This is a genomic window from Kitasatospora sp. NPDC028961, assembly GCF_055564815.1.
Window position 1 is genome coordinate 66,629 of record NZ_JBVHVO010000020.1, and the last position, 21,386, is coordinate 88,014.

Annotated in this window: 19 protein-coding genes; 16 read left to right on the forward strand and 3 right to left on the reverse strand. The window is 74.2% G+C overall.

Features of this window, described 5'->3' with window-relative positions; all coding sequences use genetic code 11:
- The coding region (locus tag ACZ4UX_RS27215; protein WP_465708626.1) for a carbohydrate-binding domain-containing protein at positions 1–243 on the forward strand (243 nt) is incomplete at its 5' end.
- Positions 244–343: 100 nt separating this feature from the next.
- Here ACZ4UX_RS27215 and ACZ4UX_RS27220 read toward each other — a convergent pair.
- From ACZ4UX_RS27220 to ACZ4UX_RS27230, 3 genes are all read right to left on the reverse strand, one after another.
- A complete protein-coding gene (locus tag ACZ4UX_RS27220) occupies positions 344–742 on the reverse strand; it encodes a DUF2267 domain-containing protein (protein ID WP_352292692.1) in 399 nt (132 codons plus the stop codon).
- Between the two features lie 163 nt (positions 743–905).
- Positions 906–1,340 carry an Hsp20/alpha crystallin family protein gene (locus ACZ4UX_RS27225; protein ID WP_352292694.1) on the reverse strand — a complete coding sequence of 145 codons (435 nt, stop codon included), beginning with the start codon at positions 1,338–1,340 and terminating at the stop codon, positions 906–908.
- Between the two features lie 133 nt (positions 1,341–1,473).
- A complete protein-coding gene (locus tag ACZ4UX_RS27230; protein ID WP_465708627.1) occupies positions 1,474–3,135 on the reverse strand; it encodes a glycoside hydrolase family 13 protein in 1,662 nt (553 codons plus the stop codon).
- 176 nt (positions 3,136–3,311) lie between these two features.
- Here ACZ4UX_RS27230 and ACZ4UX_RS27235 point away from each other — a divergent pair, with 176 nt between their 5' ends.
- From ACZ4UX_RS27235 to malQ, 15 genes are all read left to right on the forward strand, one after another.
- Positions 3,312–4,532, forward strand: a complete 1,221-nt coding sequence (locus tag ACZ4UX_RS27235) for a sedoheptulose 7-phosphate cyclase (RefSeq protein WP_396489113.1) — start codon at positions 3,312–3,314, stop codon at positions 4,530–4,532.
- Positions 4,533–4,599: 67 nt separating this feature from the next.
- Positions 4,600–5,007 (forward strand): cupin domain-containing protein, encoded by a 408-nt coding sequence (locus ACZ4UX_RS27240; RefSeq protein WP_329485294.1) that lies wholly within the window; start codon positions 4,600–4,602, stop codon positions 5,005–5,007.
- Complete coding sequence (locus tag ACZ4UX_RS27245) at positions 5,004–6,305, forward strand: aspartate aminotransferase family protein (protein WP_380386357.1); 1,302 nt, start codon at positions 5,004–5,006, stop codon at positions 6,303–6,305. Before ACZ4UX_RS27240 ends, ACZ4UX_RS27245 begins: the two co-directional genes overlap by 4 nt.
- Positions 6,302–7,318, forward strand: coding sequence for an ABC transporter ATP-binding protein (locus ACZ4UX_RS27250; protein ID WP_352292702.1), 1,017 nt, complete (start codon positions 6,302–6,304; stop codon positions 7,316–7,318). The genes ACZ4UX_RS27245 and ACZ4UX_RS27250 overlap by 4 nt, the downstream gene beginning before the upstream one ends.
- The gene (locus tag ACZ4UX_RS27255) at positions 7,315–8,160 is read left to right on the forward strand and encodes an ABC transporter permease (protein WP_465708628.1); all 846 of its coding nucleotides are present in this window, start codon (positions 7,315–7,317) and stop codon (positions 8,158–8,160) included. Before ACZ4UX_RS27250 ends, ACZ4UX_RS27255 begins: the two co-directional genes overlap by 4 nt.
- Positions 8,157–8,963, forward strand: coding sequence for an ABC transporter permease (locus ACZ4UX_RS27260; RefSeq protein WP_465708629.1), 807 nt, complete (start codon positions 8,157–8,159; stop codon positions 8,961–8,963). The genes ACZ4UX_RS27255 and ACZ4UX_RS27260 overlap by 4 nt, the downstream gene beginning before the upstream one ends.
- 2 nt (positions 8,964–8,965) lie before the next feature.
- Positions 8,966–10,432: a hypothetical protein gene (locus ACZ4UX_RS27265; RefSeq protein WP_465708630.1), complete on the forward strand. Its 1,467-nt coding sequence runs from the start codon at positions 8,966–8,968 to the stop codon at positions 10,430–10,432.
- Between the two features lie 5 nt (positions 10,433–10,437).
- Positions 10,438–12,543, forward strand: a complete 2,106-nt coding sequence (locus ACZ4UX_RS27270) for a glycosyltransferase (RefSeq protein ID WP_465708631.1) — start codon at positions 10,438–10,440, stop codon at positions 12,541–12,543.
- The gene (locus tag ACZ4UX_RS27275; RefSeq protein WP_465708632.1) at positions 12,536–13,636 is read left to right on the forward strand and encodes a sugar phosphate nucleotidyltransferase; all 1,101 of its coding nucleotides are present in this window, start codon (positions 12,536–12,538) and stop codon (positions 13,634–13,636) included. Before ACZ4UX_RS27270 ends, ACZ4UX_RS27275 begins: the two co-directional genes overlap by 8 nt.
- On the forward strand, positions 13,629–14,657 hold the full coding sequence (locus ACZ4UX_RS27280) for an ROK family protein (RefSeq protein WP_465708633.1): 1,029 nt from the start codon (positions 13,629–13,631) through the stop codon (positions 14,655–14,657). Before ACZ4UX_RS27275 ends, ACZ4UX_RS27280 begins: the two co-directional genes overlap by 8 nt.
- On the forward strand, positions 14,654–15,541 hold the full coding sequence (locus ACZ4UX_RS27285; RefSeq protein ID WP_465708634.1) for a sugar nucleotide-binding protein: 888 nt from the start codon (positions 14,654–14,656) through the stop codon (positions 15,539–15,541). Before ACZ4UX_RS27280 ends, ACZ4UX_RS27285 begins: the two co-directional genes overlap by 4 nt.
- Positions 15,538–16,080 carry an NUDIX hydrolase gene (locus ACZ4UX_RS27290; RefSeq protein ID WP_352292716.1) on the forward strand — a complete coding sequence of 181 codons (543 nt, stop codon included), beginning with the start codon at positions 15,538–15,540 and terminating at the stop codon, positions 16,078–16,080. The genes ACZ4UX_RS27285 and ACZ4UX_RS27290 overlap by 4 nt, the downstream gene beginning before the upstream one ends.
- Before the next feature lie 38 nt (positions 16,081–16,118).
- Complete coding sequence (locus ACZ4UX_RS27295; protein WP_465708635.1) at positions 16,119–18,278, forward strand: glycogen/starch synthase; 2,160 nt, start codon at positions 16,119–16,121, stop codon at positions 18,276–18,278.
- A gap of 3 nt (positions 18,279–18,281) precedes the next feature.
- The gene (locus ACZ4UX_RS27300; protein ID WP_465708636.1) at positions 18,282–19,202 is read left to right on the forward strand and encodes an HAD family hydrolase; all 921 of its coding nucleotides are present in this window, start codon (positions 18,282–18,284) and stop codon (positions 19,200–19,202) included.
- A complete protein-coding gene (gene malQ / locus ACZ4UX_RS27305) occupies positions 19,186–21,279 on the forward strand; it encodes a 4-alpha-glucanotransferase (RefSeq protein ID WP_465708637.1) in 2,094 nt (697 codons plus the stop codon). Before ACZ4UX_RS27300 ends, malQ begins: the two co-directional genes overlap by 17 nt.
- Positions 21,280–21,386: the final 107 nt, after the last annotated feature.

Below are 21,386 nucleotides of genomic sequence, written 5' to 3' on the forward strand. Positions count from 1 at the left end.
TACCCGTACTGCGTGAGCGCTTCCTCCGACCCCGACGGTGACGGGTGGGGCTGGGAGAACAGCGCCTCCTGCGTGGTCCGCGGCGGCCGGGCCGACACCGGCAGTACCCCGTCCCCGCTGCCGACCAGGGCGCCGAACGGCTACCCGTACTGCGTGAGCGCTTCCTCCGACCCCGACGGTGACGGGTGGGGCTGGGAGAACAGCGCCTCCTGCGTGGTCCGCGGCGGCCGGGCCGACCTCTGACCGGTCGCCGTTGGTCCGCGCACGGCGACTCCGGGCGGCAGGTCGAGCTTCCGGAACGGGCGCCCGGCCGGGGCGGGGACGCCTGGGCGCGCGGGGCCGCTCAGGCGGCGATCGTCAGGTCCGCGCGGCCGAACAGCAGTGCGTAGCCGCGGGGCAGGTGGGTGAGGAGGCGGTCGGTGAGCCGGTCGTCGGCGAGGTCGCCGAGGGCGGCCAGGACGGAGGAGGTGTCCCAGCGGGCGGCGGTGAGGCTGGTGCCCAGGTTGCGGGCGACGGCTTCGACGAAGGCGGGGGCGGTGACCGGTTCGGGAAGGGGGATCTGGGCGGCGAAGAGGGCGCGGGCCCGCTCGGGAAGCGCCGCGGCGAGGTCGCAGCGCTCCTCGCCGGTGAGCTGGGAGCCGAGGACGGTGAGGACCGCGGTGAGGACGCGCTCGGCTTCCTCGTCGGTGGGGTAGCGGCCCAGGGCGCGGACCTGCTGGATCAGGTGGCGGTGCCGGGTCATGACGGTGGCCTTCCGGGGGAGAGGGGCCCGCGCGGTGCGGGACGTGTCATCAGGAGCGGTGCCGTGGTGCGGGGCGGCCGAGGAGGAGGTCGTAGCGAGGTCGTCCGGGCCGCCCCGCGGGGGGAGGGGGCGGGGCGGCCCGGAACGGCTCCGGGGGTGCGGGTCAGGCCTGGATCTGCTTCGGGGCGCCGCTGTGGCCGATGGCGATCTTGCGCGGCTTGGCCTTCTCGGCGACCGGGATCCTCAGGGTCAGCACGCCCGCGTCGTAGTCGGCGCTGATCCCGGCCGGGTCCAGGGTGTCCGAGAGCATCACCTGGCGGGAGAAGATCCCGAGCGGGCGCTCGGACAGCTCCCACTTCACGTCGTCGCCCTCGGGGCGGGGACGGCGCTCGGCCTTGACGGTGAGCATGTTCCGCTCGACGTCGATGTCGATCGCGTCCGGGCTCACACCCGGCAGGTCGAAGCACATCACGTACTCGTCGCCGGTGCGGTAGGCGTCCAGCGGCATCGGGGTCGGACGTGACCAGGTGCCGGTCGTGTTCAGGAACTGCTGGGTCAGACGGTCCAGTTCGCGGAACGGGTCGGTGCGCATCAGCATCGCGAAACACCTCCAGAAGGATCAGGGGGCCAGTGCGCTTCACCTGACACCTTTGTAGCGCGTCATCGATCCGATGACAAGCTCTGGCGTCGCCGATAGAGTGACGGCAGCCAGAAGCCCCCGGGGCCGCTCGTCAGCCGGCCAGCCACCAGCCGGTGCTGTCGGCTGCCAGCAGCACCTCGCCGGGGTGCTCGGTGACCGGCGGTTCGGCCGAGCAGAGCAGGAGGGCACCGAGTCCGCCGTCGGTGACGCGGACCGGTGCGTCGGTGGTGTTGACGGCGCAGACCACGGCGCCCTGGTCGCTGTCGCGCCGGAACGCGAGCACCCCGGGTGCCAGGTCCAGCCATTCGACGGACCGGCCGGCGCCGAGCGCGGGATGGGTCCGGCGCAGGCGCAGCGCGCTGCGGTACAGCTCCAGGACGGATCGCGGATCGCCGGTCTGCGCCTCGACGCTGAGGTCGGCCCACGCGGGGGGCTGCGGCAGCCAGGAGGGGCCGCCGGGCACGGGGCCGAAGCCGTACGGGGCCCGGGTGCCGGACCAGGGGAGCGGGACCCGGCAGCCGTCGCGCATGCCGTGGCCGCCGTCGGCGCGGTGGAACGCCGGATCCCGGCGGACCTCGTCGGGGATGTCGGTGACCTCGGGGAGGCCCAGCTCCTCACCCTGGTAGAGGTACGCGGAGCCGGGGAGCGCGAGCATCAGCAGCGCGGCGGCCCGGGCCCGGCGCAGGCCGCGGGCCGGGTCGCCCTCCGCGTACCGGGTGGCGTGCCGGATGACGTCGTGGTTCGAGAGCGTCCAGGTGGTGGGGGCGTCGACGCTGCCCATGGCGGCCAAGGACGTCGTGATCAGTTCGCGCAGCCGGACGTCGTCCCAGGGCGCGTTCATGAACTTGAAGTTGAAGGCCTGGTGGAGCTCGCCGGGGCGGACGTAGCGGGCGGTGCGGTCCAGGGTCCGGGTCCAGGCCTCCGCCACCGCGATCCGCTGGCCCGGGTACTCCTCCAGCAGGCCGCGCCAGGACCGGTAGATCTCGTGGACGCCGTCCTGGTCGAAGTACGGTACCGACGTTTCGCCGAGGAGCCCGAGCTGTTCGTAGCGCCCGAGGTCGGGCAGGCCCGGGGCCTTGACCAGGCCGTGCGCGACGTCGACCCGGAATCCGTCCACACCGAGGTCCAGCCAGAACCGCAGGATGGACCGGAACTCGTCCTGGACGGCGGTGGAGTCCCAGTTGAGGTCGGGCTGTTGGGCGGCGAAGAGGTGCAGGTACCACTCGCCCGGGGTGCCGTCGGGTTCGGTGGTCCTCGTCCAGGCGGGGCCGCCGAACAGGGAGATCCAGTCGTTCGGCGGCTCCTCGCCGCCGTGGCCGCGGCCGGGGCGGAAGTGGAACCGGGACCGCAGCGGGGAGCCGGCGCCCTCGCGCAGTGCCTGCAGGAACCACGGGTGCTGGTCCGAGCAGTGGTTGGGGACCACGTCGACGATCACCCGCAGGCCGAGGGCGTGCGCGTCGGTGATCAGCGCGTCGGCGTCGCCGACCGTGCCGTACACCGGGTCGACGGCGCGGTAGTCCGCCACGTCGTAGCCGCCGTCGGCCTGCGGTGAGGTGTAGAACGGCGAGATCCAGAGCGCGTCGACACCCAGCTCCCGCAGGTGGCCCAGACGGTCGCGGATTCCGTTCAGGTCCCCGCAGCCGTCGCCGTCGCTGTCGGCGAAGCTGCGCGGATAGACCTGGTAGATGACGGCGTCCTCCCACCAGTCCGAACGTGTGCGTGCGGGGGCCGGCGCCGTCATGGGTGCGGTCATCTGAGGACTCCTCGGGTGGCGGAGCCTCGATGCTCGCACCGGCCCCAAGCCGCTGCAAGAGATTGCTGCAAGTTTCTGAAGATCCTTGCCATATCTGGCTATCAACTGTTTAACTCTGGCCCGTTACCGCAGTTGACGGCACGTCCGGTCAGGGACCGGCCGATCCGAGGAGCGTTGTGGCGGAGCAGACAGCATGGGCCGGGCACGGGGTGCGGGCCGACGACGGGGGCTTCGCGCTCCGTGCACCGGAGGGGACTTCGTACCGCGTCGACCTCACCGACGGCGTGTTCGCACCGGGGAACCCGCTGCTGGCCGAGTACTGCGAAGGGCGCCGGGTGATCGCCTTCCTCGGCCCGTCCGTGGACCGGCTCTACGGCGAACAGCTACGCCGCTACCTGGCCGAGCGTCTGGCGCCGGGCAGTTGGAGCGTGGTGGTGATCGGCGGTGGCGAGGCACAGAAGACCATGGACTCCGTCGAGCGGATCTGCGCGGAGGCCAAGGCCGCCGGGCTGGACCGGCGCGGCGTGATGATCGCCGTCGGCGGCGGCGTCACCTGCGACACGGTGGGCTTCGCGGCGGCCGTCTACTGCCGGGGCGTGCGCTACATCAAGGTCAACACCACCCTGGTGGGCCAGGTCGACGTCGGCGTCGGCGTCAAGACCGGGGTCAACGCCCTCGGCACCAAGAACATGCTCGGGTCGTACCACCCGGCGCACGCGTCGATCAACGATCCGGCCTTCCTCCGGACCTTGCCCGCGCGCCAGATCCGTTGCGGGCTGGGGGAGATCGCCAAGATGGCGATCATCAAGGACGCGCAGCTGTTCCGCGCCCTGGAGGAGTGCCCGGAGGTCTTCCGGCAGCCCTGCCCGCCCCCCTCGTGGCTGGCCGCCGACGGTGGGCGCGGCGTCGAGGACTACGTACTGCGCACCTCCATGGCGCTGATGATGGAGGAGCTCTGCCCGAACCTCCGCGAGCACGACCTGGCGCGGCTGGTCGACTTCGGGCACACCTTCGGGCCGGTGATCGAGACGGCCAGCGACTACCGGATCGCCCACGGTGAGTCGGTGGCCGTCGACATGGCGATCTCCAGCGAACTCGCCCGCGTGCTCGGCGTGATCGGCGCCGAGGACTGCGAGCGGATCGTCCGCCTGATCTCCCGCCTCGGCCTTCCGGTGTACGACCCGCAGACCTGCACGCCCGAGCTGATGCAGCGGGCCCTGAGAGCGTCCTGGGAGCGGCGCGGGCGCCGGCTGCACCTGGTGGTGCCCGACGGCATCGGCTCCGCGGTCTTCGTCGACGACCTGGAGGACATCCCGGCCGCCGCGCTGGAGGAGGCGCTGGACGCCCTGGCCGTCCGCCCGGGAACCCTCCCCGGTCCGCTCGCCGTCGCGCACTGAACCCGGCCCGCCGACGGACGACCCGTCCGCCCCGTCCGTCCCGTCCCCGACAGGAGCCCGCACCGAGATGAGTCCCGCCGAACCGCCGCCGGCCCGTGGTGTGACCCGCAGCCGGGTGTCCAACCTGCACGAGGGCCTGCTCCGAGGGGTGAACGCCGACCACGGGGGTGCCGGCACGATCCTCGCCCACCGGGCCTACCACGGCGAGAGCGCCCCGGCCCCCGTCGCCTTCATCGACCTGGTGGTGCTGCCGCCCCGCACCTCGATCGGCCTGCACCGCCACGCCGACGACGAGGAGACCTACGTGATCCTGTCCGGCCGGGGCCTGATGACCCTGGACGGCGAGGAGTTCGAGGTCCGGGCCGGGGACGTCGTCCCCAACCGGGCATACGGCGAGCACGGCCTCGCCAACGCCTCGGACGAAGACCTCCAACTGCTGGTCTTCGAGGTCGGCCCGATGGGCGGCGCCCGGTGACCGGCCCGCGCCAGAGCGAGCTGCTGGCCCGGGAGGCCGTCCGCCTCGCGCCGGGAGCCTCGGAGGAGTCCGCCCTCGGGCGCCGGGTGTTCGTCGAGGGCAGCGGCGCCGTCCTCACCGACCTCGACGGCGACCAGTACATCGACCTCGCCGCCGGAACCCTCACCCAGTCGCTCGGCCACTGCCACCCCGAGGTGGTCGCGGCGCTCACCGAGCAGGCCGGCCGGCTGTGGAACGTCCACGACTTCGCCACCGCCGACCGGGCCGAGCTGTGCGAGCTGCTCGCCCGCCTGCTGCCCGAACAGCTCGACACCTACGGCTTCTTCTCGACCGGGGCCGAGGTCGTCGAGGCCGCGCTGCGCGCCGTGCAGGCCGTCGCCGACCCTGGCCGCAACCGGATCGGCGCGCTGCGCCACGGCTTCCACGGCAAGACCCAGGGCGCCCGGATGCTGGTGCACTGGGACATCGGCAACCAGGCCCACGCCGGCAACAGCATCCTCGGCTACTCGCCGTACTGCTACCGCTGCCCGCTCGAACTGGAGTACCCCTCCTGCGGGGTGCGGTGCGCCTCGCTGGTCCGGCGGCACATCACCGAGAAGTCCAACGTGTCGGCGCTGGTCTTCGAGCCGGTGCTCGGCGCGGCCGGAGTCATCGTGCCGCCGCCCGGCTACTGGGAGCAGATCGCCGACAGCGCCCGGCAGAACGGGGTCATGCTGGTCGCCGACGAGGTCCTCACCGGCGGCGGTCGTACCGGCAGCTTCCTGGCGAGCGAGCGCTTCGGCGTCCAGCCCGACCTGGTCGCCCTCTCCAAGGGCATGGCCTCGGGCTTCCCGTTCGCCGTCCTGGCCGGACGCGCGGAGGTGCTGCGCCACCCGCGGGCGGCCGGGGCCGGATCCACCGCCTCCACCTACGCCAACAACCCGCTGGGCATCGCCGCCGCGAAGGCCACGCTGCAGGTGGTGGCCCGCGACACCCTGATCGAGAACGTCCGCACCCTCGGCGCGCTGCTCGACGACCGGCTGGCCGAACTCAAGTCCCGGTTCGAGGTCCTGGGCGACGTCCGCGGGCTCGGACTGCTGCACGGGCTGGAGTTCGTCCGCAGCCGGGAGAGCCGGGAGCCCGCGCCCGAGATCGCCCGCGCCGTCTACCTCGCCGCCCTCGACCTCGGACTGCGCACCTCGCTCGGCGGCCACATCATCCGGCTCGCCCCGCCGTTCACCATCGACCGGGCGCTCCTGGAGGAGGGCATCACCCTGCTCGGGCGCGCCCTGGAGCAGGTCACGGAGGCCGGCCGGTGATCGTCGCGGAGAACCTGGTCAAGGAGTTCAAGGTCTACGAGCGCAGGCCCGGTCTGCTCGGCAGCCTCGGCACGCTGTTCAGCCGGGAGCACCGCCTGGTGCGCGCCGTCTCCGGGGTCTCCTTCGAGATCCCGGCCGGCGCCAGGGCCGCCTACATCGGCGCCAACGGCGCGGGCAAGTCCACCACCGTCAAGATGCTGACCGGGATCATGAACCCGACCTCCGGCCGCTGCCTGGTGGCCGGCCTGGAGCCGTACCGGGAGCGCCGCCGCAACGCCGCCAACATCGGCGTGGTGTTCGGCCAGCGGAGCCAGCTCTGGTGGGACCTCCCGGTCCCGGACTCCTTCCGGATCCTGCGCCGCATCCACGAGATCCCCGCCCCGGTCTACCGGCGCAACATGGCGCTCTACCGCGAGCTGCTCGACCTCGACGCCCTCGGCAGCACTCCCGTGCGGCAGCTGAGCCTCGGCCAGCGGATGCGCGCCGAGGTGGCCGCGAGCCTGCTGCACGATCCGGCCGTCGTGTTCCTCGACGAGCCGACCGTCGGTCTGGACCTGGTCCTGAAGGAGGCCGTGCGCGAACTGGTCAACCGGGTCAACGCCGAACTCGGCACGACCGTCATGCTCACCAGCCACGACATCGGCGACATCACCTCGATCTGCGACCAGGTCCTGGTCGTCAACCGGGGCGAGGTGGTGCACCAGGGCACCGTGCACGAGCTGCTGCGCGCCGCCGACACCCGGGCGGTCGTCTTCGAGCACCAGGGCTGGCCCGCGCCGGCCCAGGCGATCGCGATGATCGAGGACAGGCTGCCGGGAGTGACCGCCCGGCCGGTCGAGGGCGGACGGATCCGGGTCGAGTACCCGACCCGGCACTCGTCCGCCCGGGAGGTGATGGGCTTCCTGCTGGAGCACTTCGACGTCACCGACTGCGTCGCCCCCGAGCCCGACCTCGAAACGGTGCTCCGCCGGATCTACACCGGTCGGGCCGAGCCCCGGGAGGCGCTGCTGTGACGGCCGCCGCCACCTGGCACCGCCGCTCCCCGCTCGCCGTCACCTGGCGCCGCTACACCCCGTTCGCCGCCGCCGCCCTGCAGGGCCTGCTGCAGTACCGCTCGACCTTCGTGATCAACGCGGTCACCGCGACCACGGCCGTCGGCCTCCAGGTCTTCCTCTGGCGCGCGGTGTACGCGGGCCGCACCGGCGGTCTGCCCGGCGGGTACGACCTGCCCGAGCTGACCACGTACGTGCTCCTCGCCCAGATGCTGGCGCTGCTCCAGGCCAGCCGGGTGGACGAGGAGGTGGCCGGGGAGGTCCAGCGCGGCGACATCGCGGTCTCGCTGCTGCGCCCGGTCAGCTACCCGCTGGCGCGGTTCGCCGCCGGCCTGCCGGTCTCCCTGGTCAACGCCGGGACGGTCGCCGTCCCGGTGGTGCTGCTGTACGCGCTGCTGCTGCCGCTGTCCGCGCCGAGCTGGGCGGGCGGGCTGCTGTTCGCGCTGTCCGCCGGGCTCTCGCTGGTGATCGGGTTCGGGGTGAACCTGCTGGTCGGCCTGGCCGGCTTCGTCACCACCAACATCTGGGGCGTGCGGATCGTCAAGGACAGCGTGGTCGCGTTCTTCGCCGGCCAGGTCGTGCCGCTCGCCCTGATGCCGGGGCCGCTGGCCGCCGTCGCGCACCTGCTGCCGTTCCAGGCCCTGGTCGACGGACCGCTGCGGCTGCTGCTCGGCCACTACCGGGGGCCCGCCGAGGCCGCCGGGATCCTGGCGGGTCAGGCCGGCTGGGCCGTCGGCCTGACCGGCCTGGCCGCCCTCGCCTGGCGCGGGGCCGTCCGCAGGGTGGAGGTGCTGGGCGGATGAGCGCGTTCACCACCGCGGCCCGCTACACCCGGCTGACCTGGTACCTGAGCGGCGTCAGCCTGCACCGGCTGACCGAGTACCGGATGGACTTCGCCCTCGGGGCGGGCGGCCTGCTGCTCCGGGTGGGCGGCCAGCTCGCCGTGGTCGGGATGGTGTTCCGGCAGGTCCCGTTGATCGCGGGATGGAACTTCCACCAGGTGCTGTTCCTGCTGGGGTTCTCGCTCCTCCCGCGCGGCCTGGACCGGCTGTTCACCGACCAACTGTGGATCCTGGCACGGCGCCTGGTGCAGTCCGGCGAGTTCTACCGGTACCTGATCCGGCCGGTCCACCCGCTGTACGCGCTGCTGTCCGAACGCTTCCTCTACCCGGACGGCTTCGGCGAGCTGGTCACCGGCGTGGCCATCACCTGGTACGCCGCCGACCGGCTGGACCTCGGCCCGAGCACCGGCCGGCTGCTGCTCGTCCCGCTGCTGGTGCTGTGCGGCGCCCTGATCCTCGCCTCGATCAAGACGGCGTTCGCCGCGCTGTCCTTCTGGACCACCAACAGCTTCCCGGCCCTGTACGCCGCCAACCAGCTGGGCGACTTCGCCGGCTACCCCCTCGACCTGTACCACCCCTCCCTGCGGTGGCTGCTCACCTGGCTGCTGCCCTACGCCTTCACCGCCTACGCCCCCGCGTCCTACCTGCTCTTCGGAGCGACGGACCTGCTGCGCTGGCTGCCGGTGGTGACCGCCGCCCTGGCGGCACTCGCCCTGCTGGTGTGGCACCGGGGCGTCGACCGCTACGAGATGACCGGGAGCTGAACATGGACACCCTGCTGCTCGGCAGCCTTCCGCCGGCCACGGTCGACCTCCTGCGCCGGGCCTCCTGGATCGACGAGACCGGCCGCCGCGCCGGGCGGTTCGAACTCCTGGACCAGGCCACGCTGGAGACCGTCCGCCTGCTGATCGTCGCCCCCGCCGGCGAGCGCACCGGCCGCTGGTTCGTGCCCGTCATGGACGACGACCCCGGCCGCGGCGCCGACCGCACCCCCGAGTACGACGAACTGGTCGTCCGGGCCCTGCGGAACGGCCTGCGACTGCCCACCGCCCGGGGCAACCTGATCGAGTTCCGCGGCGACCCCGCCGAGTACCGCGGCCGGCTGCCGTTCGACCCGGGCTGGTCCTCCAACGCGCTCTCGCTGCTCGACCTCGGCGGCGCCGCGCACGCCCACAAGACGTACCGGCGGATCGGCGTCGGCACCCGCGAGCCCGAGCTGCTCCGCCTGATGGCACCGGGCGGCCGGACCCAGCAGCCGGCCGGCGACTACGCCTACGTGGAGACCGCCACCGGCCGCCGGGAGCCGCTCGGCGTGCTCTACCGCTACGTCGACGGCGACGGCCTGAACGTTCCGCTGAGCGCCGCGATCCGCGCCATGTGGCCCCTCCTGCACGCCGGCGCCGACCCGGAGGACGCCGTCGCCGACTCCCAGCGCGCCCTGGCCGGGCCGCTGCGCGCGACCGGCCGGTTCCTCCACGAGTTCCACCGGGACCTGGCCGAACGGCTCGGCCCGCACCCGGAGTTCCCGGCGAGCGACTTCCTGGCCGAGACCGCCGGGCGGACCGCCGCGCTGCGCCCGCTGATCCTCGACGACGACCGCTTCCCCGTCGCCGTCCGGCAGGCCGCCGCCGCCGGTCTCGACCGCGAGCTGGCGCGGATCGCCGCCCTGCCACCGCGGCCCTGGCCGGCCGGCCCCTGCCACGGCGACCTGCACCTGTCCCACCTGCTGCGCCGCGAGCGCGCGGACGGCAGCTGGGAGCTGTGCGTGATCGACCTCTCCACCCCGGAGACCGACCCGGCCGACCCGTCCACCGCGCAGTCGCCCTGGCAGGACCTCGCCGCCCTGCAACGCGGCCTGGAGATCTTCACCGCCGACGAGCTGGCCGACCACGCGGCCCGGACGCTCCGGACGGACCCCGAGGACACCTGCCGGACGGCGCTGCTGCTCGCCGCCGGCGCGGCGCCGGACACCCCCGGCTGGACCCCCCGGCACGTCGCCGAGCTGGCCCGGCTCACGTCCGCCGCCCGGCTCTGGGCGGCCCGCACCGGCGACCTGCTGATCACCGACGGCCGGCCGCTGGCCGGCCACCCCGCCTGGCGGTTGCTGCGGCTGCGCCGGCTCGTCCACGAACTCGACTACGCGTACGCCCACGACCGCGCCTACCACGCGGCGATCAACCTGCGGCACGCCGTGGAGGCCGCCCGCCTCCCCGCCTCCGCGGCGAAGGACTGACACCCGTGCACATCATCGAGACCTACTTCGAGTGCGGCGGCTTCGACCACCGCCTCATCCAGGGCGGCACCTCCGTCTACCTCTGGAACCTCTCCAAGGCGCTGGCCGACCGCGGCCACCGCGTCTCCATCGTCACCCCGGCCCACGGCCGGCTGGACGACCTGCGGCGCCTCCACGACCTGGAGACCCTGGACTACCGGGACGAGTACGAGCTGCCCCTCGTCCTCGACCCGCAGACCTGGGGCGAGCGCTTCCCCGCCGAGGTGCGGATCCCGCTGACCACCACCGCGCACCTGCTGCGCCTGGACGGCGTCGACCTCTACTTCCTCTCCAACCGGCTGCTCGACGAACTGCCCGACCGGTTCTACCCGCCCTACCAGAGCAAGGGCCACGACCTGGTCTTCTTCAAACCGCTCGCCTACCAGGTGGACAGCATCCGCTTCGTGCGCGAGCGGTTCGCCGAGGAGAAGGCCGTCCTGCACGCCCACGAGCCGTACTACCACTACCTGATGCCCGCGGCGTTCCGCCACGACCCGGACAAGCTGGTGGTGGGCACCGTGCAGAGCAACATGCCGATCACCAAGAAGGTCTACCGCCCGAAGGTGGAACGGCTGCTGGAGTTCCTCGGCGCCGGGGTCGAGCTGCCCGCCGAGGACGCCGGACACCCCCTCACCGAGCACGAGCAGGTGATGAGCGGCTACCAGCAGCTCACGCACCTGCACTACGAGTACGGCCCGGGGCACGTCCGGGTGTACGACCTGGTGGCCGACCACGCCGACCTGGTCGACTTCCTCTCACCCGGCCACCTGGAGTTCTACACCGACTTCGCCGACACCCCCTTCGAACAGCTCTTCACCCGGCTGCCGATCCACGACACGGTGCGCCGCAACGCCCACAAGAGCTTCGTCGGCGGCTGCGCCGTCGGCGACACCTGGACCACCGGCGAGCCGCCCGCCGTCGACCGGGCCGCCGTGCTGGGCGGGCTCGGGCTCGACCCCGCCCGGCCGACCTTCTTCCACAACGCGCGCTACGCGGTGAACCACAAGGGGCAGGTCGAACTGTTCCGCGCCGTCGACCGGGTCCTGAACGAGGGCCTGGACGCCAACTTCGTGCTGCGCTGCATCAGCGACTCCGGGATCGACGACCCCTACGTCCACGACGTGGTGCGACGCCACGAGGGCCGCGTGCACCTGGAGTGGCAGCGCGTCGACGAGCGGCGGATCGTCGAGTACGCGGCGTCCTCGGACTTCTGCCTCTTCCCGTCCAAGTTCGAGATGGACACCTTCCTGATCGCCCAGGGCGAGGCGATGGCCGCGGGCGCGGTGCCGATCGCCACCGCCCAGCGCGGCATGGCGCACTTCGGACACGTCGCCGACCCGCTGGCCGGCCCCGAGGCCGAGCGGGCCACCGGCTTCGCCGTCAACCGCTCGTTCGCCGAGGACGACCCCCTGCTCGCCGACGCCCTCGCCCGGCGCATCCACCAGGCCGCGGCACTGCTGCGCGAGCGGCCGGAGGAGTACCGCCGGCTGCGCGCCAACGCGGTCGCCAACGCCCGGCGGTTCACCTGGAGTCACGCCGCCGACCTGCACGTGGCGGCCTTCACCCCGCTCTGGGAGGGACACTCGCCGGAACTGGGCCTGGACCGCGTGCTCCGGCACGGCTGGTTCGACCTGCTGCCGGACGAGGCGTACGAGAGCGACCGGGCCGCGGTGGCCGAGGCCGCCGCCCGGCTCGGCGACGCCGAGGCCCACCGGCGCTGCCACCAACCGGACCCGGCGACCGACCGCGCCCTGTTCGAAGCGGCCTGGGCCCGTGCCGACTTCGTCCGCTGCGAGCCGACCGCGGACCGCGACCCGGCGCTGCGCGCCAGGCTGGACGGGCGCTGCACCGTCGAGGACGGCTCGATCGTCTACCGGCTGCCGCACGCCGAGCGGGTCGAACTGGTCCGGCTCGCCCCGCCGGGACCGGGCCGCCGGCAGGTGATCGTGCACCAGCTCGACCGAAAGGGCGACGTGTTCACCTGCCCGCTGCCGGCCCCCGGCGAGGACCTGCACTTCCTGCTCACCCTCACCACCGGCCGCGCGACCTGGGACGTGATCCGACATGGCTGACTCCGTGCGCACCGTCCTGCTGGCCGGCGGCGAGGGCCGCCGGATGGGCCGGCTCGGCCACGGCCGGCTCAAGCCGCTGGTGCCCTTCGGCGGCGCCTGCCGCCTGATCGACTTCTCGCTCGCCAACGCCGCCGCCTCCGGTCTGGGCGAGGTGCTGCTGCTCTCCCAGTACGAGGAGAAGCAGCTGATGGACGACCTGCACCGGACGTGGTGGCGCCCCGGCTTCCGGGTGCACTTCGGCCCTTACGACCGGGCGTACCGCGAGGGCGGGGCGAGCGCGCTCGTCCGCCCCGCCGGGCCGCCGGAGCGGGGCACCGCGGACGCGCTGATCCGCAAGGCCCGCTACGTCTTCGGCCCCGGCACCAGCGAGGTGCTGGTGCTGCACGCGGACCACGTCTACCGCTTCGACTACCGCCCGCTGATCGAGCGGCACCGCCGCACCGGCGCCGCGCTCACCGTGGCCTACCAGCGGATCGAACGCCGCTTCGTCCACCTCTTCGGGATGGTCGAGTTCGACGCCGCAGGGCGGCTGACCGGCTTCGTGGAGAAGCCCGCCGAGCCGACCAGCGACCTGGTGTTCGCCGCCTTCTGCGTCTTCGACGCGACGGTGCTGCACCGCTACCTGGAGCACCTCGACGGCACCGACTGGCAGCACGACATCAGCCGCGACGTCATCCCCGCCATGCTCGCCGGGGGCGAGCGGATCCTCGGTCACGAAGTCCCCGGGCACTGGGAGGACATCGGCACCGTCGAGCGCTACCACCGGGCCCACCTGGCCATGGTGGGGGACGGCCCGACCCTGCCCCTCGACCGGCTGCCGCTCACGGTCCGGCCCGCCACGGCGCGCGGCCTGGTCGTCCGGGCCCCGGGCGTCGAGCGCAGCGTGGTGCCCGCCGACCTGGCCAACCAGGGCCGGATCGAGCACAGCGTCGCCTTCCCGGGCGTGCGGATCGGCGCCGGGGCGGTGGTGCGCCGCAGCGTCCTGCTGCCCGGCGCGAGCGTGCCCGCGGGAGCCGAGATCGACTCGGCGGTCGTCCTGGAGGACGGCTACGTGCAGCCCATGGAGTACGCCCGGGGAGGGGCCCGTGTCTGAGTCCGCCTTCACCGTCGCCGACCTCGGCGGAACCACCCTGCGGATCGCCCGCTACGACACCGCCACCGACGCGCTCACCGACGTCCGCCGCACCCCCACCGAGGGCATGGACCGTCACCCCGGCGCGCCGGTGCCCGAACTGCAGGACCGGATCGTCGCGCAACTGTCCGAACTGGCCGGCCGGGCCGTGCGGCGCCACCGCAGCAGCGCCCTGGCGCTCGCCTTCGCGGGCCCCGTCACGGCCGACGGCCGGGTGATGACCGCCCCCACCGTCTGGGGCGGCCGCGGCGAACCGCTGCCGCTGCGCCTGCTGCTGGAGGAGCGGCTCGGCCTCCCGGTCGTCGTCGTCAACGACCTGACGGCCGCCGTCTGGCGGTACGTCGCCACCGAGGGCCGGCAGCCGTTCTGCCTGATCACGGTGAGCTCCGGGATCGGCAGCAAGGTCTACCGCGCCGGGGAGGTGCTGCTCGACCCCGAGGGGCACGGCGGCGAGCTCGGCCACTGGACGAGCGACCCGTCCCCGCGGGCACCGCGCTGCGACTGCGGCGGACGCGGCCACCTCGGCGCCATCGCCTCGGGCCGCGGCATGCAGGCCGCCGCCCGCCGCGCGGCCCTCGCCGACCCGGCCGGCTACGCCGGCTCCCGGCTCGCGCAGGACGCGCCCGACCCCGCGCGGCTCGACAACCGCGCCCTGGTCGCCGCCGTCCGCGCGGGCGACGCGTTCGCCACCGCCGTGCTGCGGGGCGGCCTCGCCCACCTCGCCTCCGCGATCACCTCGGTCTTCGCCTCGATCGGCGTACGGCGCTACGTCCTGATGGGCGGCTTCGCCCTGGCCGTCGGCCCGCGCTTCGTCGAACTGCTCACCGAGGAGCTCCGACGGCTCGGCTGCTTCGGCCTGAGCGCCGAGGAGATCGGCCGGATGGTCGTCCTCGGCGAGCCGGACGACGACCACGGGCTGATCGGCGCCGGCCGGCTGCTCACCGCCCGCGGCACCGCCCGGCAGGCGGTGGCCGCCCGGTGACCCGCACCCTGATCGTCGGCAGCGGCTTCGTCGGACGCGCCGTCGCCACCCGGCTGGCCGCCTCCGGCGACCGCCCCGTGCTGGCCTCCCGGCACCCGCTCACCGCCCCGCCGGCCCCCTGGGTGGCGCTCGACGCGGCCGACGCCCGGTCCTGCGCCCGGGTGGTGGAGCAGGTCCGCCCGGTCCGGCTGGTGCTCGTGCACGGCCCCTCCGACGTGACCTGGTGCGAGGCCAACCCCGAACGCGCCGCCGACCTGCACACGGCCGCGGCGGCCAACCTCACGGCCGCCGCACCCGGCTGCCGGACGGTGCTGATCTCCACCGACAACGTCTTCGACGGCAGCTCGCCGGCCAACGACGAGAACGCGCCCACCACCCCCGCGAACGCCTACGGCCGGGCCAAGCTGCGGGCCGAGCGGATCGTCGGACGCACACCCGGCGCCACCGTGCTGCGGGTCAGCCTGATCTACGGCTGGGAGCCGGCCGACGCGGGGAAGTGGCTCAACTTCTTCTCGGCCTGCGCCCACAGCCTGCGCCGGGGCGAGCCGGTGGAGGCCCCGGACGACCAGTGGACGACACCCGTCCTGGTCGAGGACGTCGCCGCCGTCACCGCCGCCGCGCTGGCCGGCGCGGCGCCCCCGCTGCTGCACCTGGGCGGCCCCGACCGGATCTCCCGGGCGGCCTGGGCCGAGGCCGTCGCCGACGGCCTCGGCGTGCCCCGCTCGCTGGTCCGCAAGGTGCCCAAGGCCGCCGGCCGCTACGCCAGCCGCCCCACCAACACCTGCCTGACCAGCGACCGGCTGGCCGGCTTCCTGGCCGCCCACGGCCTGCGGGTGCGCGGAGTCGCCGAGGGCACCCGAGCCCTGCTGGAGGACAACCCGTGATCCGCACCGTCCGCTCCCGCGAGGTCTACCGCAATCCGTGGATGACCGTCCGCGAGGACGACATCGAACGGGCCGACGGCAGCGCCGGCCGGTACGGGGTGGTCGACAAACCCGACTACGCCCTGGTCGTCCCCCGCCAGGACGGCCGGGTGCACCTGGTGGAGCAGTACCGCTACCCGGCCGGCGGCCGGTACTGGGAGTTCCCGCAGGGCTCCTGGCCCGAGGGCCACCACGGCGAGGCCCCGCTCGACCTGGCCCGCGCCGAACTGCGCGAGGAGACCGGCCTGCGGGCCGCCCGGATGACCTACCTGGGCCGGCTGCACGTCGCCTACGGCTACTCCAGCCAGGGCTGCCACGTCTTCCTGGCGGAGCAGCTGACGGCGGGGGAGCCGGAGCGGGAGGCCTCCGAGGCGGACATGGTCCAGCGCTGGGCCGATCCGGACGAATGGCGCGCCCTCGTCCGGTCCGGACGGATCACCGACGCCGCCACCCTGGCCGCGCACACCCTGCTCACGCTGCACGCCCCCGGCGAGGCCTGAGACAGCACGACCGACGCGACGACAGAGAGGACCCGGCGGTGCACATCGTCAAATTCGCCTTCGAGAGCGTGGGCTTCGACATCCGCCTCATGCGTGGCGGCCTCGCCTCACTGGTGTGGAACCTGGCCCGCGAGTTCGCCGACCAGGGCCACCGCGTCTCCGTGATCACCCCGGCGCACGGCTGCCTCGAACACCTCAGGGCCCACTACGAGCTGGAGGAACTGGACCACGTCGACCGGCACACCGTGCCGCTGGTACTCGACCGCGCCGTCTGGCCCGGCCACCCCGCCGAGCTCGAACTGCGGCTCACCACCCGCGCCCACCGGCTCCGGCACGAGGGCGTCGACATCTACTTCCTGTCCGACGAGTACCTCGACCTGCTGCCCGAGCGGATCTACCCGGCCCGCACGAGCGAGGGCCACGACCTGGCCTTCTTCAAGCCGCTCGTCTTCCAGGTCTCCGGCCTGCGCTTCCTGCGCGCCCACCTCGACCTGGGCGCGGAGCCGGCGGTGGTGCAGGCCTACGAGCCCTACTACCACTACCTGCTGCCGCCGGTGCTGCGCACCGACCCGCGCTTCCTGGTGGTCAGCACCCTGGCCAGCAACATGCCGATCAACCAGCAGGTCCACCGGCCGCAGCTGGAGCGGCTGCTGGAACTGTTCGACACCGACGCCGACCTGGACGCGCTCGCCGACCCGCCGGCGACCGGCCGGCTCGCCGCGGCGATGACCTCCCAACTGCCCAGCACCCACCTGGCCGACCGCCCCACCGCCGACGGCATCGGCTACTACGCGCTCGTCGCCGCCAACTGCGACCTGCTGGACTTCCTCACCCCCGGTCAGCTGGACTTCTACTCCACCTTCCGGGACACGCCCTTCGAACGCGCCTTCCAGGACCTGACCGTCGCGCGGATCGTCCGGGAGTCGGCGGCCCGCCAGTTCGTCGGCGGCTGCGCCGTGCCCGACGGCTGGCTGGCCCGCGACCCGGCCGGGGCCGACCGCGCGCGACTGCTCACCGCCCGCGGGCTGGACCCGGCCCTGCCGACCTTCTACCACGTGGCCCGCTTCTCCGTGCACCACAAGGGGCAGGTCGAGCTGTTCCGGGCGATCGACGCCGTGCTCGCCGTCGACCCGGACGTCAACTTCGTCGTCCGCTGCGCCGTCGCGGCCGGCGGGGACGGCGTGGTCAGCCCGGTCGGCGACCCCTTCTTCGAGGAGGTCGCGAACCGTCACCCCGGGCGGGTCCGGCTGGACTGGTCCATGGCCGGTGAGGACGTGCTCCACCGGGAGGCCGTGGCGGCCGACTTCTGCCTCTTCCCGTCCAAGTTCGAGCTGGACTCCTTCCTGATCGCCCAGGGACAGCTGATGGCCTGCGGCGCGGTGCCGATCGGCACCGCACAGGAGGTCACCACCCACTACCGGCACCACCTGCCGCGCGAACACCCGGACGCCACCGGCTTCGCCGTCCCCCGCTCGTTCACCGAGGACGACCCGCTGCTCGCCGCCGCCCTGGCGGACCGGATCCTGGAGGCCGCCCGGATCCACCGCGAGGACCCGGCCGAGTACCGCCGCCTCTCCGACAACTCCCGTGCGCTCGCCCGCCGTTTCACCTGGCGCAAGGCCGCCACCACCCGGCTGGCGACCTTCGCGGCCGCCGCCGCCGGAGTCCTGCCCGGACTGACGCCGGAGCGGGCCGCCGGGTACGGCTGGTTCGAGAGCCTGGCCGACACCGACTGGGTCACCCACCGGCGCGAGATCGCCGAATCGGCGCTCGGCCGCGGTGACCTGGCGAACTACCGCAGATGTGTGCCGTCGGTGGACCGGACCGCGCTGGAGCAGTTGTTCGCCGCCGCGTACGCCAGGGCCGACTTCGCCCGCTGCGCCGAACTCGCCGTCCTCCTGGACGACCCGGGCCGGACCGCCCTCGTGGACGGGCGCTGCCTGGTCGAGCCGGTCGGCGACGGCCTGCGGATCGACTACCGCCTGCCGCACGCCGAGAGCGTGCTGCTCGTACTGCCGACCGGCGAGCACCGGCTGGCCGGGGCCGAGGGGTACTTCACCACCGTGCTGCGGGAGCGGCCGCCGGGGCCGCTGGTCCTCCTGCTGCGGCTGCGCGACGGCCGCTCCGCCTGGGACGAGTGCCCGCTGGAAACCCCCCGGCGGGTCACGCCGGTCGGCGCCGGACTGGAGAGGGACTGACCCATGACCGCACCCACCCGCCGCCGTCCGCCGCCCTTCGGGGTGGTCGCCACCGACCTGGACGGGACCCTGCTGCGCGGCGACCTCAGCCTCTCCGCCCGGACGCGGGCCGCGCTCGCGCGGGCCGAGGCGTCCGGCGCCCTCCACCTGGTGGTCACCGGCCGGGCAGCGGCCGGCTGCCGGACCCTGCTGGAACGACTCGACTACCGGGGACTGGCGGTCTGCGGCCAGGGCGCCCAGCTCTACGACGTCGGCGCCGACCGGCTGCTGTCCTCGCAGGGCCTGCACGGTCCGACCGTGCGACCGCTGGTCGCGCGCATCGCCGAGCAGGCGGGGCCGCTGCGACTCGCGGTGGTGACCGCCGGCCTGACCGGGGACTTCCTGGTCACACCGGGGTTCGAGAGCCGCCTGCGGCACGGCTGGCGACTGGCCGAGCGCCCGGACGACCTCTGGGCGCGGCCCGTCGACAAGGTGCTGATCCGGCACGACCACCTGGGCGACGACGAGCTCGCCGCGCTGGCCCGACGGGTCTGCGCGGACGAGGTCGCCGTCACCCACTCCGGCGAGGGGCTGGTGGAGCTGCTCCCCGCCGGAGTCAGCAAGGCGAGCGGACTGGCCGCCGCGGCCGCCCTGCTCGGCTTCACCCCCGCCGACACCATCGCGTTCGGCGACATGCCCAACGACATCCCGATGATCGAGTGGGCCGGATACGGAGTCGCCATGGGCAACGCCCACGCCGAACTCCGGCGCCGCGCGGACGAAACGGCCCCCAGCAACGAGGAGGACGGGGTCGCGGTGGTGCTCGAACGGTTCTTCCCGCCCGACGCCGGCCGACCCGACGCCGGCCGACCCGCCGCTGACCGGCCCGCAGCCCCATCCACCACCGACCGACGGGAGAGCCCGACCGATGTCGCCCACGCGTGAGCTGTCCGAACTGGCCGAACTGCACGGCGTCTCCACCCACTGGACCACCGACGTCGGCCGACGGATCGAGACCTCCCCGGACACGCTGCGGGCCGTGCTGGCCGCCCTGGGCGTCGACGCCGCCACCGGCGGCTCCGTCCGGGCGGCCCTCTCCGAGCGCCGGCGCGCCCTCTCCGAGCGCCTGCTCCCGCCCAGCGTCGTGCTCCGCTCCGGACGCCCGCGCGCCGACCTGCGGACACCGCTCCGCACCGACCTGCTGGTCGAGACCGAGGACGGCCGGACCAGGCCCGTCCGCGACCTCGGCACGGACCTCGCCGAACTCCCGGTCGGCCGCCACACCCTCCACGCCGAGCGGGCCGGGCGGCGGGAGGCCGTCCCGCTGCTGGTCGCGCCCACCCGGCTGGCCGGTCCCGCCGGGCGCGGCTGGGGATTCCTGGCCCAGCTCTACTCGGTGCTCTCCGCGCGCTCCTGGGGCATGGGCGATCTCGGCGACCTGGCTGACCTGGGCCGCTGGGCCGGCGCCCTCGGCGCCGACTTCGTCCAGCTCAACCCGCTCCACGCGTACGTGCCCGGCCCGCTGCCCGACCCGTCCCCGTACCGGCCCAGCAGCCGGCGCTACCCCGACCCGATGAACCTGCGCATCGAGGCGGTGCCCGAGTACGCGGCCCTGTCACCCGCCGACCGGGCCGCCGTCGAGGAGCTGGCCGCGAGCGGGGGCCGGCTGCGCGAGGCCGTCCTCACCGGCGCACTGATCGACCGGGCGGCCGTCCGCGACCTCAAGTTCCGCGCCCTGGAACTCCTCCACCGGGTACCGCTCGACGCGGCCCGGCAGGCCGCCTACCGGCGGTACACCGATACGGAGGGGCCGGGGCTGACCGACTTCGCGACCTGGTGCGCCCTCGCCGAGGTGCACGGCACCCGGTGGCGGTCCTGGCCCGCCGGGCTGCGCAGCCCCGACGGGCCCAACGTCGCCGCCGCCCGGCGCGAGCTGGCCGGCCGGATCGAGTTCCACCGCCGGGTCGCCTGGCTGGTCGACGAACAGCTCGGCGAGGCGCAGCGGGCCGCGACCGGGGCGGGCATGGCCATCGGGCTCATGCACGACCTGGCGGTCGGCGTCGATCCCGAGGGCGCGGACGCCTGGAGCCTGCGGCGCTACCTCGCCGAGGGCATGACGGTCGGCTGCCCGGCCGACGACTTCAACCCGCACGGCCAGGACTGGGGCCTGCCGCCCTGGCGGCCCGACACGCTCGCCGAGGCCGGGTACGCGCCGTTCGCCGAGGTGCTGCGCGGCACGCTGCACCGCTCCGGCGCGCTGCGGCTGGACCACATCATGGGGCTGTTCCGGCTCTGGTGGGTACCCGCCGGGGCGCGGGCCGCCGAGGGCGCCTACGTCCGTTACGACCACGAGGCGATGCTGGGTGTGCTCGCCCTGGAGGCGTACCGGGCCGGCAGCATGGTGATCGGCGAGGACCTGGGCACCGTCGAGCGGGGAGTCCGCGAGGAGCTGACGGACCGGGGGATCCTCGGTACGTCCGTGCTGCGCTTCGAGTACCTCGGGGGCTCGGAACAGCGCTCCGGTCCGCTCCCGCCCGAGGAGTGGCGCGACGGCTGCCTGGCCACCCTCACCACCCACGACCTGCCCAGCACCGCCGCCTGGCTGGACGGTGACCACGTCGGCCTGCACGAGAAGCTCGGCCTGCTCGCCGAACCGGTGGAGCAGGCCGCGGCCGCGGCGGCGGCCGAGAGCGCCGGCTGGCTCGCCGAGGCGGAGCGGGCCGGCGCACTCGGCGCACCCGGCGAACCCTGCCCGCCGACCGGGGAGGTGCCGAGCCGGGAGGTGCTCGGCCTGCACCGGTTCCTCGCGCTCACCCCGGCGAAGCTGCTGGGCGTCTGGCTGCCCGACACGGTGGGGGACCGCCGCCCGCAGAACCTGCCCGGCACGGTCGACGAGTACCCCAACTGGCGGCTGCCCGTAGCCGATCCGGCCGGCCGGCCGCTCACCCTGGAGGAGCTGGCCGCCCTGCCGGGCCCCCGTGCCGTCGCCGAGGTCTACCGGGACCTGCCGGCCGCCCCGTGACGTCCGGGGCGGCCCCGCGTTCGACCGGGTGACGGCTCACGCCGGAGCCGTCCGCGGGACCCTGCCCGTCCGCCGCACCGCCCCGCCGACCCGCCCGTCGGGGGAGC

Coding starts and splice junctions, on each gene's coding strand:
- ACZ4UX_RS27220 (WP_352292692.1), bottom strand. CDS start 742: ATGACCCGGCACCGCCACCTGATCCAGCAGGTCCGCGCCCTGGGCCGC.
- malQ (WP_465708637.1), top strand. CDS start 19,186: ATGTCGCCCACGCGTGAGCTGTCCGAACTGGCCGAACTGCACGGCGTC.
- ACZ4UX_RS27240 (WP_329485294.1), top strand. CDS start 4,600: ATGAGTCCCGCCGAACCGCCGCCGGCCCGTGGTGTGACCCGCAGCCGG.
- ACZ4UX_RS27260 (WP_465708629.1), top strand. CDS start 8,157: ATGAGCGCGTTCACCACCGCGGCCCGCTACACCCGGCTGACCTGGTAC.
- ACZ4UX_RS27230 (WP_465708627.1), bottom strand. CDS start 3,135: ATGACCGCACCCATGACGGCGCCGGCCCCCGCACGCACACGTTCGGAC.
- ACZ4UX_RS27275 (WP_465708632.1), top strand. CDS start 12,536: ATGGCTGACTCCGTGCGCACCGTCCTGCTGGCCGGCGGCGAGGGCCGC.
- ACZ4UX_RS27225 (WP_352292694.1), bottom strand. CDS start 1,340: ATGCTGATGCGCACCGACCCGTTCCGCGAACTGGACCGTCTGACCCAG.
- ACZ4UX_RS27300 (WP_465708636.1), top strand. CDS start 18,282: ATGACCGCACCCACCCGCCGCCGTCCGCCGCCCTTCGGGGTGGTCGCC.
- ACZ4UX_RS27265 (WP_465708630.1), top strand. CDS start 8,966: ATGGACACCCTGCTGCTCGGCAGCCTTCCGCCGGCCACGGTCGACCTC.